The sequence below is a fragment of the Shewanella sp. genome, from assembly GCF_041630135.1.
Classification (GTDB): Bacteria; Pseudomonadota; Gammaproteobacteria; order Enterobacterales; family Shewanellaceae; genus Shewanella.
Map to the genome: position 1 here is coordinate 1 of NZ_JBFKLW010000082.1, position 15,249 is coordinate 15,249.

Consider the following 15,249-nt stretch of genomic DNA (forward strand, 5'->3'; position numbering starts at 1 on the left):
CGTGCACCAAACAGCAAAGCCAATTCATGTTCTTCTTGCTTTACACTGGCGTTCCCTGATGGTTAAGTAAGCCTTTCTCCCGCTTTCAGGGCATCAGCAATGCCGTTTTTTCGCATCGTATTCTTTTTCATACTGTTTTTGGCAAGCGCTTCTTTGTCGGCGGCAGAAAACTATTATCCGTCTGCATTGAGGATCAGCAGTGAAAATGGTCTTTCGCAAAATACGATAAAAGCATTGGAAGAAGATGATTTTGGGCGTATTTGGGTTGGCACTCAGGATGGGCTTAATCTTCTGAATAACAACGAAATAATCGTATTCAGGACGGATAAGGAAGGGCTTAAACTGTCAGGTTCAGAAGTGAATTCTCTGGCATTAGCTGATGGTCACGTGCTTTGGGTGGCCACCGACGGCGGACTCGATAAAATAGACACAGTTAGCGTGAAAAGTCATAGTGTACTGCTTCCTAAAGGTTATCAGTCAGTTTCACATTTGGTAGTCACAGCGGAAGGCTTGTATTTTATAAGCGAGCAGCAACTTTATCTCCTCAAGCCTACAGATGAACGGCCCTCTCTGGTTAATTCAGTACCGGGAAACATGGTTTTTGCAACTGAATTAAACAAGCAAGATCTGTTACTGTTCAGTACCTCAGGTTTTAGTCTTTTTAATAAAAATACCGGTGAGTTAATAGGTCTGAATTTGGCATTGCCATCTGGGCAAGTGAAGGCAGTAAAAACCACTGACTCCGGTGTTTGGATTAGTATCAAAGCCCAAGGGCTGTTTTTCTGCTCAATAGAAAGTTTGCAATGCCTAAATTATGCAAAAGAAAATAGTGGGTTGCCCAGTAATAATATAGCTCAAATAGTGTTAGTTAATGGGCGACTATATTTGGCCACGGATAACGGGATTGGCATATTTAATCTGAGTGATAAAAGCTGGAAGGTGATAAGCCCCCATGATAAGAATAACGCTTATCAGGCATCACAGATTGCGCGTAATCTCATGCTCTCTGATACGGGAGAGATTTACGTTGGCACATTTAATGGTTTGTATCGAATTCCGTCTGAATATTTATTTATTCAAGCGCTCAATGTAGGCATGGACAATTTTTCAAATGCCTCTATTGATATGACGGTTTCTGCTGTGAATGGTCAAGAGGTTTTGGTGGTGGCCGAACCCTCAAATTTGGCTTTTTGGGCCTTGCAAGAAGGTAGGCTAACCCTTGTTAAACGGATTCCCTACCCGACAGGCTTTGAGCCGTCCAAGCTCATTGCTGATGAAGGAAAGCTTTATATCACCTCACTCACTTCTGGCAGCATACAGTTAGATCCCCTGACGGGGCAATTTTCTGCACTGGATGAAACATTCCCCGAGCTTGGGAAGGAGCAATTATCCGGCATGGATAGTTTTGGCTCGAATATCAGAGTATTTCATCTTGAGCGAACGATGAAGGTATATAAAAAGTATGGAGAACTCTGGAAGATGGCATGGCAACAGAGCTTCCCCAGAGGCTCTGCAGCAGCACGCTATTTTAATGGACGCTTGTTTGTGGCTGCTTATCAAACCGGACTGATGTCTGCGGTGATGAGTGAGGATTGGGAGGCTCCCGCTGCCTGGACCGTGCATCAGGGGCTGGGCATAGTGATTAATCTCGAGCAACAAGACAGTCGATTATTGGTCCTGACCGCGAGCAAAGGGATTTATCAGGCAATTTCGGGTGAGGACTATAACATTACCAGATTACCGGTAAGTGATGCTTTGAACAGCCAGACCTTGGTGTGTGCACTAACTGATCCTGAGGGACGCACGTTGCTCTCAGGGCACAAAGGTATATCTATCTTAGATTCGAAACTCAATTTACAGACTAATTTGACGGTGCTTCAGGGGGCTCACTCTCAGGAGTTTTCACAATTTAGCTGCGGTAGATTTTACAACTTTCTGTATTTTGGCAGCGAGGAAGGCTTAACATTAATTCGTGATTCAAACATTCCCCAGTTAGCACGCAAAAAACCGCAGTGGACAATGTTGGAATTTGATAATCAGCAGATGAATATTGGTTCTGAAACCTTAACACTGCGCTCTCCGGGTTATGTGAAATTGCATTTTGTTTCTTCGCCTTCTGATTTACCTCTTCAAGCAGAGTTCAGTTACCGAATTTTGCCACTGAACAACCAGTGGACCGAATTAAAGTCTTCATTTATTTCCTTTGTTAATCTAAGGCCTGGGGATTATCAGGTGGAACTGAGGGCGAAAAGTGTGGCTGGCATATTCGCGCCAGTTACCAGCGCCAGGTTACATATACAGCCCAGAATATGGGAGTCGCCGCTGGCCATTGCGCTTTATATATTTTTTGGTCTGCTGGTGATTGCGACCTTGGTGGCCGCTCAGATCAGGGCGGCACGAGCCAAGTTGGCCTTGCAGATTGAACAGAATAAGCGGCAGCTTGATTATTCACGCAAACTCGAAGCAGAAGTGACCATGAGAACCAAAGAGCTGGCACAAAAAAAAGAGGAGGCAATTGAAGCGAATCTGGCAAAAACCCGTTTTATTGCTGCTGCAAGCCACGATATTAAACAACCGATTAGTCTGATGCGATTGCAATTGGAACAGTTTCCCAATGGCGCCCCGAGGAAAAGGATCGGTTCCAGCCTTAATTTTCTGGAACAACTTGTCGCTTCTGTTGTTGAGTTGTCCCGGCTGGATGCCAAAGTCGTCAATCCGGTCTATCACACGTTTTCGATGAAGGCGTTCATGACTGAACTGACAGATGAGTACGGTGAGTTGGCATCGCACGAGGGCGTCGTTTTGCATTGTGACATTCAAACCGAGTCATCGGCATACACTGATGCAGTGCTGCTAAAGCGTATCATCGGAAATCTTATTGATAACGCGATTAAAATTAGCAAATCTGGGGACTCGGTTCATGTTAATGCATTTAACGACGGTGAGCGTTTGGTGGTCGAAGTAAAGGATCAGGGGCCGGGCATGAGCGATGTAGTTCAGCAAGGTCTGTTTGTGCCCTTCCGGCGCTGGACAAACAGCTATCCCGGCTCGGGGCTGGGGCTGTCAGTCGTTAAGGGTTTGGCTGATGTGCTTGAATTGACGATTGATCTGGAATCGGCGCCACAAGCGGGCACCTGTTTCAGACTCGGTATTCCCTTGCTTGTGGTGCCGGAAACGGCTGAATTCAGCCGCCTCAGTATCGCGCTGGTGGAGGATGATGCCGGGCAACGGCGCCAGTTGCACGGGCTGCTGGAGTCTAAAGGGTTGGAGGTAGAGGTTTTTTGCGGCGTGGAAGCACTGCTGAATTCTCAACGCTGTTACGATGTCGTTTTGTCGGACGTCAATTTATCCAAGGGTGAGGATGGTATTGAGAGTGCACCTAAGTATGCGGGTAAAATCCACCCGGGCGGCATGCTCATCTATATCTCTGGCAACCCGGAAGCTCGTCATAGGGTGCCAAAAGATCAGCACATCTTCTTTCTGGCCAAGCCTATAAAATGGGGTAGACTGGCTTGGTTACTACAAGATGTGAACCACAGGAGTTAACCTTGCAGTCCCAATTCCATATCTACGTGGCCGACGATCATCCACTCTACCTTGAAGCGCTGGCAGTGGGGCTCGAAGGAACTCTGTCTGGGGTAAGGATCTCCAAAGCGGATAACTATCTGGATTTGTTTGAAGGGATCAGTGAATGTATTGATGATCTCGACCTGTTGTTGCTGGACTTGTCGATGCCGGGCAGCACGGGATTCTCCGGATTGTATTTTCTGCGCCGCCAGTTCCCGGAGTTGCCTATTGTGGTGATAAGTGCTCAGGATGACGTGAGTATTCGCAATGAATGCCTGTCACTCGGTGCGGCGTATTTGCCAAAATCTACACCTCCAGCAGCGATGTACGCATTGGTCTGTGATGTGCTCGAGGGCAACTTTCAGCGCCCGAAGCAGTCGCCGCCGGCGCATGATGCCGGCTACAAAAAGCTCGACGTGTTAACTCCCGGCCAGTTTAAAGTGTTGCATCTGATTGCGGCAGGCTGTGCCAATAAAGAGATTGCCCAGCGATTGAATATTTCGGAAAAAACTGTCAAGGCGCATGTCACGGCTATTTTTTCCAAACTTGGTGTTAAAAATCGAACCCAGGCCGCCTTGCTGCTTTAACGCATGGCCATCTTGCGAAGGACTAGAGCCATTCGCTGCGAACTGTGCCTTGCATCTATCCACTGTAAGCACACGCAGAGTAAGCACGGGACTTATTCGCACCTTCCTCAGGCCTAAGACCTAAGTCCTAGTAATTTCGAAACAAGGTCCAATAGCGACCGGAATGATAGCTCCTTATAAATAACAGTTTGAAACCTAACTGTTAATGGAGTGTCATTAAAATGGCTCGCAAGCATAAATTAGCCCTGGCGATAGTCTTGGCTGTTGGGCTGCCAGAAGCTGCCACTGCTGTCTGGTCTAACGACCCGGCAAATTCAGCCATCGAAGTCGTGAGCGCAGGCAACACACCGCATCTGGTCGCAGACAAGGATGGTGGTGTGTATGTCAGTTTTCGTAATGGCGGCTACTATTGGCGCAACCCCAACAACTCAGGTTTTGACGTTTTTGTTCAGCATTACAATGCCAATGGTGAACAGAGTTGGGCTGAACCTATCAGGGTATTCGATACATCCAAGGGCTTTGCCTCTTACTACGGCATTGCCATTGATGAAAACAATGATGCCTATATCGCAAACGATGTGTATCCAGGGGGGGATCCAAGTGACCACGCCACAGTTCAGGTTGCCAAACTGAAGCGCGATGGCACTTTTGCCTGGAACACGCCGCTAAATCTAACGCCCGATGCAAACTATGCAAACAATGGCCTGGGTATCACCATGGATGCCAAAGGCAAGCATGTGGTTGTAAGCTGGGCCAAAGGCTTTTCCGGCTACACAGTGGACGGGTTCAGCGCGTTGGCGTGTTTGAACTCTGATGGCGATATTCTGTGGCAGCAAGACGTGCAAATTGACGGCCGTTATACCTTTGCTACGTCGCCGATTGTGATGCAAGACAGTGTGATGGTATTGCTGGAGGTGGCCGCTGAAGTCGGCACGACCAATTCGCATTATTATGTGCAGAAATACTCACTCACCGATGGCTCGCCGCTCTGGACAAAGCCAGTGGCCATTACTTCGGGCGACAACTTCCTCCATCCTGTAGACAGTGCCCGTTCGGTTGAGGTCATCGACGATGGCGAAGGTGGGGTAGTGCTGAGCTGGTATCACCTCACCGGCTACAATCAGGGCATTATTCTGGTTCAACACGTTCATGCCGATGGCAGTAAGGCTTTTTCAGGGCAAGGGCTGCGGGTATCGGGTGAGCTGCTCGGGAATGGTGCCACCTCGCTGGCTTACGATGGCCAAAACATCTATGTCACCTGGTCTGTCAATAAGAAGGATTATGGTGCAGATGACAAGGTACATGATTATGCCGGTGTCCGCGGCGTTGCCATATCCCGTAGCGGCGACTTCCTCTGGGATGAGAACGGTAACCCTGAACCCAAGTTCCTGATGCCATGGCGGCAAGTCGTTACTGACAGCGCTTTGCCCTTTGACGACTGGTTTAAAGGGTACACAAACCCTGCTTTGGTATTTAACCAAAATGGAAACCTGAATCTGACCTATGGCGCTGAAACCAACTTTGCCTATCACCTTTATGCACAAGTTATTGCGCCTGCCACAGGCAATAACATCGGTGACGCCGTTTCGTTCTCAAACGGGGCCGTGAGTGTTGAAGGGCAAGTGGCTCGAACCCGGACGATTTTCGGTCAGCCAGTGATGGCATACCCTCTGAAGGGGTATCCAAATGGCCCTGTTCGGCTGCTGAATTTTGATGGCACCGCTCATTCCGGTGTGAGCCAGGACGTGTTGGTGGAGCAGGTTCCAACCCAAATGCTCAGTCCCGGCCAACAAAAGAGCCTCAGCCTCAAAGTGTTGGACAATGTGGGCACCAGCCACGACTTCACAGCAAGCAGCAGTTCATCGGAAGTGTCTGCAGAACTGACGTCAGACAGTGCTCCGCTCAATCTCACCATTTCCACGGATAACCTGCTGACCGATGCTGTTTCTGTGACGGTAACAGCCCAGGATCTGGATAGCTTATCCCGCGTCGGAACCAGCGTAGTCAAGGTTCAGGCACCCCATATATTTGCGCCTGTCATCAAACCAATACCAGACCAGCAACTGAGCGAGGGGGAAAGTCTGTCTGTTGCGGTGGAGGTGCAAAGCATGGTCGATGGCAATGTTGAAATACAGTGGCAACAGAGTGCCGGTCCCGCCATCGATTTTCAGGCTGATGGGGCTCAATTAAGCATCAACAGTCACTATGTAGCCGAGGATACCTTGGTCGGGTTTACCGTCACAGCCAGTGCTGCGGGGCAGGTATCCAGTCAAAGTTTCAATCTGACGGTTAACAATAGTGTCAGCCCAAGCATCAGCGGCAGCAACACCGAGGCCGCTCCGGGTAAGTCCTTTAGCATCACCCCTGCCATATCGGGCGCCCATGCCCCTGTGAGCCTGAACTGGACTCAATCCAGTGGTGCCAACACTGTCTATACCATGGATGCCGATGGCACCTTACACGGTACTGCACCGCTAACGACGGGTGTGGTCACGCTGTCGCTACATGCAGTTGATGCCAACGGCGAATCCTTCAGTCATGACTTCCAGGTGAACGTTAAGAACCCAGACCAGCCCAGTAGCGGCGGTAGTTCGGGGTGGTTGGGGCTCCTTCTTGGTTTGTTAGCCATTCCGCTGCGCCGTAACCATAAGTCTGACACACACCAAATTTGAGGTAGCACATGTTTAATAAATCTATTCTTGCGTTGGCCATCGCGACCAGCGCCAGCGGACTGTCACACGCCAGTGTTGGTGGTGATAAAGCCTACGGCTGGCAGAGCAAAATCAGCCATGTCATTAACGCTGCAGTTGAGGCGCCCGTCGATGCCGAAGGTCGCAGCCGCTATATAGTTCAACTTGTTGATTTGCCAGCGGTAATGCAGGCGTCGCTACAGCTGCAGAAGCAAGGGCATGGTGCGCTGAAAGTCCGAGGCAAGCCTGCGTCCCAACAAATGAGCGCGGCTCTTAAAACGCCTGCAATGAACGACTACCGCGTAAAACTAAAGCAGAATCAGTCGGCGTTCGTTGCCAATGTACGTCAGGCGCTCAGCCGGGATGTTGCGCCGGCTATGACGTTTGATCTTGCCTACAACGGGATGGTGGTTTCGCTGACAGCAGCGGAAGCCAAGCAGTTACTGGCGTTGCCGCAGGTGATGAGGGTTATCAAAGAGGTGCCCACTCAGTTATTGACGGATAACGGCCCGCAGCACATAGGGGCTCCGGGTATTTGGGATGGCAGTCTCAGCGGGACTGCCGCTCAGGGCGAGGGCGTTGTTATCGGTATTCTCGACACCGGAGTAAACACGGATAACCGTGCTTTTGCTGCCACCGGCGATGATGGTTATACCGTGGTTAATCCGCTCGGTTCGGGTAATTATCTGGGCGACTGCGTTGTGAATGCCAACCTGTGTAACGACAAGCTCATCGGTGTTTACAGCTACCCATTCATTACCGACCAATACGAGGGCATGCGCCCGGCTACAGGTGAAGACTATAACGGTCATGGCAGCCATACCGCTTCTACCGCAGGTGGCAACGTGTTGCTCGATGTTGATGTGTTACGTCCCGAAATAGGTCAGCCGGAAGGAGATGGCACCCCAATAGGCACACGGTTGGCCAAAATCTCAGGTGTTGCACCGCATGCCAATATCATCAGTTATCAGATATGTAATAGCGCAGGTTGTTACCCCAGCCTGACGGTGGCCGCAGTCGAGCAGGCCATCAAGGATGGTGTGGATGTCCTCAACTATTCAGTGGGACCCAGTGGCGGCGTGCAGAGCGATCCCTGGGGAGCTGCTGAGCAGGTCGCGTTCCTTACCGCGAGAGAAGCCGGAGTGTTTGTCGCTCAGGCTGCCGGTAACGATGGTGCCCGCGCCTCCACGACGGGCAATAACGCGCCCTGGGCCACCATAGTGGGTGCGGCGACCCATGAGCGGGTCTGGACTCATCCTGTGATTGGTAGCAGTGTAGGCGGCGATCTTGCTCCGATTGACGGTTACGCCAGTATCTATGTTGACGATGGCACCCGTGCGCCGGCGACCAACACAGTTGAGACGCCAAAGGAAGTTGTTTATGCCGGTGATTTTACGGATAAATATGGCAACAACATGGCCCTGTGCGATAAACAAGTCTATTCGTGGGATCCTGTAGCTGAGCTCTTGAATGACAAGATTGTTATTTGCGATAGAGGCCTGGTGCCCTTGGATAGAAAGGTTCGTAACCTTCCCTACGGTTGGCGTGTGAAAGTGGCTGGTGTCGTCATTCGTACTACCGCTTCCTCTGAGCAAAATATGGTTGAAGTTACCTACGGTCGACCCACAGCGCTCATTACCCGTAGCGATGGTGATGCGTTGATGACCTGGCTGCGGGAGGCTCAGGCGGCGGGTGATACGCCCAGCCTGACCATAGGCGCTGCCGTGGCCAGGTATGACATGGCCGCAGCGGATATGATGGCAGGTTTTTCCTCACGTGGTCCCTATGCACAGCAGCCTGAGGTGATGGTTCCCAATATTTCGGCGCCCGGTGTAAACGTGTTCGCCGCCTATGCGGATGAGCAGCCGTTTCACGGCAATAACGCGGCGCCAGCGGATTTCCAGATCCTCAGTGGTACATCCATGGCTAGTCCTCATGTTGCAGGTGCGGCTGCGTTGCTGCATCAGGTCCATCCCGATTGGACACCAGCGGAAATTCAGTCGGCCATGATGCTGACCGCAAATTCGCAGGTAACCAAGAATGATGATGGCTCCGGTGCCGTGGCGGCAGGTTTCTTTGACACTGGCTCGGGCGTCCTGCGTGTTGGGGATGCGGTGCGTGCCGGTCTTATTATGGATGTGCCCTCTGCGGATTATCGGGCTGCAAGTCCCTATGCCGACGGAGACTTCCCCAGCCTGAATATGCCGTACCTCAGTAACAGTCGCTGCCCGGGTACCTGCAGTTGGACCCGTACCTTCAAAGCGACGCAGGATGGCTCCTGGACAGCAGCCACAGAGGGTTTTATTAACGGCATCACCACCAGCATTTCGCCTTCCCAGTTCGACGTTCTCGCCGGAGAGACTGTCACTGTGAAGGTGACTGCCAATGTGGCTCAGCGGGTCAGCGAGGACTGGAGTTTTCTGCGTCTGTCGCTGACGCCATCGGATGGTTCTCCAAAGCTTTCTTTGCCAGTTGCACTTAAGCCCATGATTGCTGAAGTTCCCAAGTCGGTATCGCAAAACTACTTCTGGAGCAAAGGGGTAGCCAATATTCCCGGTCTGAGGTTCCGCTATCCGCAAGATGTGGTGGTCTCAGCAAGCCCATTGCTAAAAGCGACCAGTTATACGCTGAGTGTGGCACCGGACAGCGATAACACTTCACCATTCGATGATATCCATGATGGCACTGCGACCATGTTTTTGAATGTCGAGCAAGAGAGCAGCGATCTGCGAGTGATTGTCGGCGCGACCAGTGCAGAAGATGTGGATGTGTTTATTGGCCTTGACAGCAATGGTGATGGGCTGGCGCAAACAGTCGAAATCAGCCAGATCTGCGCTACCCCGGCAAGTGTGGGAGAGTCGTGCAGCTTTAATGCGGGCGCCGGACGCTACTGGGTGATGGTGCACAATTATCAGGGCAGCGGCGCTGAAAAGGATGAAGTGCGTCTTGATGTGCTGCAACAACCCGTGGCTATCAGCGCTGATGCGTCAGCATCCGTGGCCAGCGACAATCTGGATCCCTATGAGCCCACCAGCCTGGAGCTTAACTGGGCGGGTGATCTGGATAGTGGTGTTTACTATGGTGCTGTCGAGGTATTTGACCGTAACTCTGCGACAACGACCCGCGTGTTGGGCTCTACTCAGGTTCAACTAAACCGGACCGCCCCCACCGCCATTGTGAATGTGGTCCAGCCAGAGTTTGCCCGCGCCCAATTGGCTGAGGTGTCGTTCATGCTGCCGGGTAACCCCACCATGGCCGAGCTGACCTATGAGGTACGGCTGGAGATGAGTGATGACTTGCGATTGGTCAGTGCAAGCGGCAATGAAAGCAATGCTATAGCCTACAGCGATAAAGGCTTTGAGGTGACCTTACCCGCCGGCGCTATGGCGGCCACTGTGGTTGCCCAAATCGCCCAGACGACACCAGGCAGCGGCGAGTTTCCTGTGAGCTGGACGCTGACAACCACAAGGGAAGGTTTTGAAACCAAGCAAGGGGTTATTACCCTGACTAACAGCAATCATGCACCAGTATTGTCGGTGAGCAGTAGTGTTGAAGCCGACATGAACAGCGTGCTGGAGCTGAGTCTGGGTGGTTCGGATGAAGATGGCGATGAGCTGCATTACAGTATGGTGCAGACCAGTGGGCCAGCCGTTGCTGTCACCGTGAGTGAGCAGGGCGAGGCATCGCTCAAGCTTCCCGCTGTGGACCACAACCGCGTAGCCACCTTCAGTGTGACCGTCAGTGATGGTGAGTTTAGTGCAACAAAAGATGTCAGTGTCACCATTCGTAATACTGACAATGGTGGCGGCGCTCTGGGTGCTGGTATGATCCTGGGCCTGTTGACCCTGGTTGGGCTTCGCCGCAAGTACCACTAAGCTCAGCACTTAACGTCTGTAGCGCTAAAATGCCACTGCCTTTCTGGTCAGTGGCATTTTTTCATTAATGTGGTGTTAGTTTTTGTGCTCGTCTTCCCATGTGGTACATGATGGGCGGGAAGTCGTTTTAGCCTGAATTTCCTTATTGAAAAAAGCCGCCTCTTCGTTAAAAGAGGCGGCAAAGAGAGAAGCGGGGGGACCGCTTCTGCTTGGGCTCGGTTTAACTGAAGTCTCTGGGCTCAGAGGTCTGTTAAACTGTCGAAGCAGGCGCCCAGAGTGTGGTAGTCACACTTGGCTCCGGCAGCGCTTTTTTCGTTGGAATACTTGCGGTTATCGCGGTAAAGCACCCTGAACCAGGCGCCGTGTTCATGGTCGACAAAATGCTGCCAGGCGTAGTCCCACAGGGCGTTATAGGCATCAAGGTATTGCTGCTCGCCGGTTTGCTGATACAGCATGGCCGCGGCGGCAAAGCTCTCTGCCTGCACCCAGAAGTACTTGTCATCGTCACACCAGTTGCCATCGGGGCCAAAGCCGTAAACCATGCCGCCGTGGTGCTGGTCCCAGCTTTTTTCGAATGCGGTATCGAACAGGGTTTTGGCGCGGCTTATCAGCCATGGCTGATGGCTGTAGCGGGCGAGGGATAGCAGCAGCTTGGCCCATTCAGTTTGATGGCCGCCCTGAAAGCCCCAGGGGCGGTAGAGGTTCTTGGGATCATCCTTGTTGTAGTCCCAATCGATAGCAAATTCGGGGGTAAAGTGTTCCCAGATAATGCCGCCGGTGAGCGCCGCCTGACGGTTGGCAATCTTGTCGGCAATCTCCATGGCGCGGTCGAGGAAGCGGCCTTCGCCGCTGGCTTCGAAGGCGGCGATCATGGCTTCACACAGGTGCATGTTGGCGTTCTGGCCGCGATAGTCAGACAGCACGCCCTCGGCACTGATTTCATCGGCGTAAAGGCCGTACTCAGGCTGCCAGAAACGCTGCTCCAGCAAATTGTATATCCACAGCAGTTTTTCGTTATCTTCCAGAATACCCGTTTTGCGACAGGCGGCGAAGGCCAGCAGCACAAAGGCATAACCGTAGGCCTGTTGGGTCATGTCTTCGCTCTGGTGATCGCGTAATGTCCAGGCGAAGCGCTCATCCGCTTGCAGATGCACATTCAGCAAATAATCGAGGCCGTGGCGGGCATGGGCCAGATACTCAGGGGTATCCAGTATGTCGGCAGCGCGGGCGTAGTTCACTATGATGCGGCAACTGCTGACCAGTTGGCGAAACCCCGGGTCAAACAGGCTGCCGTCGTCATAGTAGTTGTGAAAATAACCGCCGCTGGCATCCAGTACCCGTGGGTCGTAAAAGTCCAGAATGCTTTGGGAATGGGACAGTAAAAAGTCACGGCTGTAGAAGTTCATAGAATTCCTTGAAATCAGGCCCTGCCACAAAGTCGGCAGGGCTTGTGGGATCAATAATCGTCAACGGGGGCGCCTCAGGCACCACTTTTCGAGGCATGAAACGCCTCGGCTTCGGCAAGCACCGGCAGGGCCGGGAAGGCGCCTGGGCGGCTTACCGCCAGTGCGCCGCAGCCAATGGCAAAGCCAAGGGCATCTTTGAGGGTAGCTTCGGTTTCGAGCAGGCTTTCCAGCCCATCGCGGGCTATGCGATACAAGAGGCCGCCGATAAAGCCATCGCCGCCGGCTGTGGTATCCACCACGTTCACTTTGGGGGTGGGCAATGTCAGACAACCTTGGTCACTGAACGCCTGCACTGGATTAGCGCCATCGGTAACCAGAAGCAGCTGGCAGCGTGAACTCAGCAGCCTTTGGATCAATACCTGCGGATCGTCGCCCGCTAAATACTCAAGCTCTTCTTTGGCAAATTTGAGTACATCTGCCTCACGTACCAGTGCCATTACCGTTTGCTTGCAGGCGTGGTTGCCTTGCCACAAGTTGTGGCGAAGGTTCACATCCACACTCAGGTAAAGACCGGCGGCGATGGCCTTTTCGGCTATCGACAGTGTGGCCTCGGCGCTTTGGGGTGTGGTAAGTGTGTTGCTGCACAGGTGTAAGATGGCGGTGTCTTCAAACCAGCTGGCGTTTACGGTGCTGGCATCAAACAGGGTGTCTGCGCCGCCATCACGGTAAAAGCTGAAGCTGCGATCGCCTTCTTCATTCAAATGCACAAACGCCAGCGAGGTGGGTGCGGTTTGGTGGCGGCTAAGCAGGCTGATATCCACGCCGTAATGTGCCAGAGAGTTGGCCAGAAAGTCACCGAACTTGTCTTTGCCTACCAAACCGGCAAAGCGGGCATGGCCACCCAGCTTGGCCACCGCCACTGCCGCATTGGCCGGCGCGCCCCCCGGGTACTGACGAAAACAGGGCAGCATCAGGCCATCGTCTTCATCGCGGCTGGTACACAAAAAATCAATCAGGGCTTCACCGAAGCACAGTACCCTTTTACTCATGACGCAGTGTCTCCATGAGCCCGATGGCGGGCGACAAAGGCATACCAACAAATATAAAGATAACAAATGGATGGCACGATGAAGCTCAGTTGGATGCCAATGCTGTCGGCTGCAATGCCCTGAATAACCGGCAGTATAGCGCCGCCCACAATAGCCTGGCACAGCAGGCCTGAGCCTCGGCTGGTCAGTTCGCCCAGACCTTCAATGGCCAGAGTGAAGATGGTTGGGAACATGATTGAGTTGAAAAAGCCCACCGCCAACACGGCCACCATGGCCATCTCACCGGTCGAGATGATGGTGAGTATCAGCAGCAGAATGGCAAACACCGCATTGGCCGCCAGCACCATGGCCGGGTTAAAACGGCGGGTAAGAGCCGCTCCGGCAAAGCGGCCGAGCATGGCGCCGCCCCAGTACCAGGCCACCAGTTTGGCGGCTGACTTTTCATCCAGAGCGCCAATGCCGGGCTCGGCAAAATAGTTCACCAGAAAACTGCCAATTGAGACTTCGGCGCCCACATAAAGGAAGATTGCCAGCGCACCGAGCAGCAGCCGTTTGTGGCGCAGCAGTGAACCTGAGTGGCGATGATCCACCCCCATGTCCATCTGCTGGACTTTGCGGCCAAGCAAGCCAAATCCCAGTGCTATGATGCCAATCACGCCCGCCAGCAGCAGATAGGGCAGCTGCACCGCTTCGTGGGTGCCAGCGGTTGCGCCAAAAATCAGCAGGCTGCCAAACAGGGGGCCGAGGGTGTGACCGAGGGAGTTCAGCGCCTGGGCCAGATTCAGACGGCTTGCGGCGGTGCGCTCAGGGCCAAGGCGCGCCACAAAGGGGTTGGCCGAAACCTGCAATATGGTAATGCCCGAGGCCAGTACAAACAGCGCCAGCAGGAAGAGTTCATATTCTTCCAGGCTGGAGGCCGGGTAAAACAGCAGGCAACCGGTGGCCATGGTGCACAGGCCAAAGATTATGCCTTTAAGGTAGCCGATGCGGGCGATTAGCAGCCCCGCCAGTGGTGATACCAGAAAGTAGGCGCCAAAGAAGCAAAACTGCACCAGCATGGCCTGGGTGTAGCTGAGCGCGAATATCCCTTTCAAATGCGGGATAAGAATGTCGTTCAGTGCTGTGATAAAGCCCCAGATAAAAAACAAACTGGTCATGGCGCCAAACAGCAACTGCTGGTGACTTTGGGGCTGCGCCTCGCTGCTGTTTTGGGGTGAGGTAGATGAAACAAAGGCCATGGCTTAGTTCCTTGTCAGCGAAAATGAAGGTGGGCGGTCGGCCATTGCCTGACCAAAGGCCGGATTGGGCTTATCGCTGAGTGTGAATTCCAGACTGGTCTTGTGCTCAACATAGTCCGCCGGAATGAAGCTTTTCAGGCTTGGATTGCCGTTAAGCGCCACCTTGTCGATATACACCTTGTCATTGCTGGCGCCCGGAGCGCGGATGCTGAGCTTGCCTATGCTGGCGGCCTCAAACACGGGGGCGGCCAGTACCAGTTCGGCGCGGCCCGGCAACATGGGGTAAAGCCCAAGCGCCGAGAACACGTACCAGGACGACATCTGCCCGAGGTCATCCTGCCCCGGAATGCCTTTTGGTGTTGGCAGCCACAGGGTGTTCAGGGTTTCGCGCACCACCTTCTGGGTTTTGTAAGCGGCGCCTGTGTGCAGGTACATCCAGGGGCTGTTAATGGACGGCTGGTTGCTCACATCGGCATAAAAGGCATCGTCGCGGAACAGCACATAGCTGCCGTCTGGCTTGATAAAGTGATTGTCGAGCCGTGCTTCCATGGCGCCGTCGCCGCCCAGCAGCGCTGACATGCCAGCGCCATCAAAGGGCAGCATCCACAGGTACTGGGCCGGGCTGCCCTCAACAAACAGGTGCGGGCTTGCCGGGTCGAAGTCGGCCTTCCAGCTGCCATCTTTGTTACGGCCCTGAATGTAGCCAAGCGTATCGGTGGCCTTGGGGTTGTAGAGGTTTTTCCAGTAACCGGCTCGAATGAGCATCTCGTCACTCTGGCTTTGCTTGCCAAGGCTGGCCGCCAGCTGCGACAGGGCGAAGTCGGCGCTCACCTGCTC

General features: G+C 53.1%; 8 protein-coding genes. 4 read left to right on the forward strand and 4 right to left on the reverse strand.

Annotated elements, in window-relative coordinates:
• Positions 1 to 99 precede the first annotated feature (99 nt).
• From ABYK60_RS16905 to ABYK60_RS16920, 4 genes are all read left to right on the forward strand, one after another.
• On the forward strand, positions 100 to 3,546 hold the full coding sequence (locus tag ABYK60_RS16905) for an ATP-binding protein (RefSeq protein ID WP_372873177.1): 3,447 nt from the start codon (positions 100 to 102) through the stop codon (positions 3,544 to 3,546).
• A 2-nt stretch (positions 3,547 to 3,548) separates the two neighbouring features.
• On the forward strand, positions 3,549 to 4,154 hold the full coding sequence (locus ABYK60_RS16910; protein ID WP_372873178.1) for a LuxR C-terminal-related transcriptional regulator: 606 nt from the start codon (positions 3,549 to 3,551) through the stop codon (positions 4,152 to 4,154).
• Between the two features lie 221 nt (positions 4,155 to 4,375).
• Positions 4,376 to 6,826: a hypothetical protein gene (locus tag ABYK60_RS16915; RefSeq protein ID WP_372873179.1), complete on the forward strand. Its 2,451-nt coding sequence runs from the start codon at positions 4,376 to 4,378 to the stop codon at positions 6,824 to 6,826.
• A gap of 8 nt (positions 6,827 to 6,834) precedes the next feature.
• Positions 6,835 to 10,719: a S8 family serine peptidase gene (locus ABYK60_RS16920; protein WP_372873180.1), complete on the forward strand. Its 3,885-nt coding sequence runs from the start codon at positions 6,835 to 6,837 to the stop codon at positions 10,717 to 10,719.
• Between the two features lie 239 nt (positions 10,720 to 10,958).
• On the opposite strand, the gene ABYK60_RS16925 is transcribed toward ABYK60_RS16920, so the two are convergent.
• From ABYK60_RS16925 to ABYK60_RS16940, 4 genes are all read right to left on the reverse strand, one after another.
• The gene (locus ABYK60_RS16925; protein WP_372873181.1) at positions 10,959 to 12,125 is read right to left on the reverse strand and encodes an AGE family epimerase/isomerase; all 1,167 of its coding nucleotides are present in this window, start codon (positions 12,123 to 12,125) and stop codon (positions 10,959 to 10,961) included.
• 74 nt (positions 12,126 to 12,199) lie between these two features.
• Positions 12,200 to 13,174, reverse strand: a complete 975-nt coding sequence (locus ABYK60_RS16930; protein ID WP_372873182.1) for a carbohydrate kinase — start codon at positions 13,172 to 13,174, stop codon at positions 12,200 to 12,202.
• Positions 13,171 to 14,412 (reverse strand): sugar MFS transporter, encoded by a 1,242-nt coding sequence (locus ABYK60_RS16935; RefSeq protein ID WP_372873183.1) that lies wholly within the window; start codon positions 14,410 to 14,412, stop codon positions 13,171 to 13,173. Before ABYK60_RS16935 ends, ABYK60_RS16930 begins: the two co-directional genes overlap by 4 nt.
• Before the next feature lie 3 nt (positions 14,413 to 14,415).
• Positions 14,416 to 15,249: glycoside hydrolase domain-containing protein (locus ABYK60_RS16940; protein WP_372873184.1), on the reverse strand; the 834-nt coding region annotated here is incomplete at its 5' end.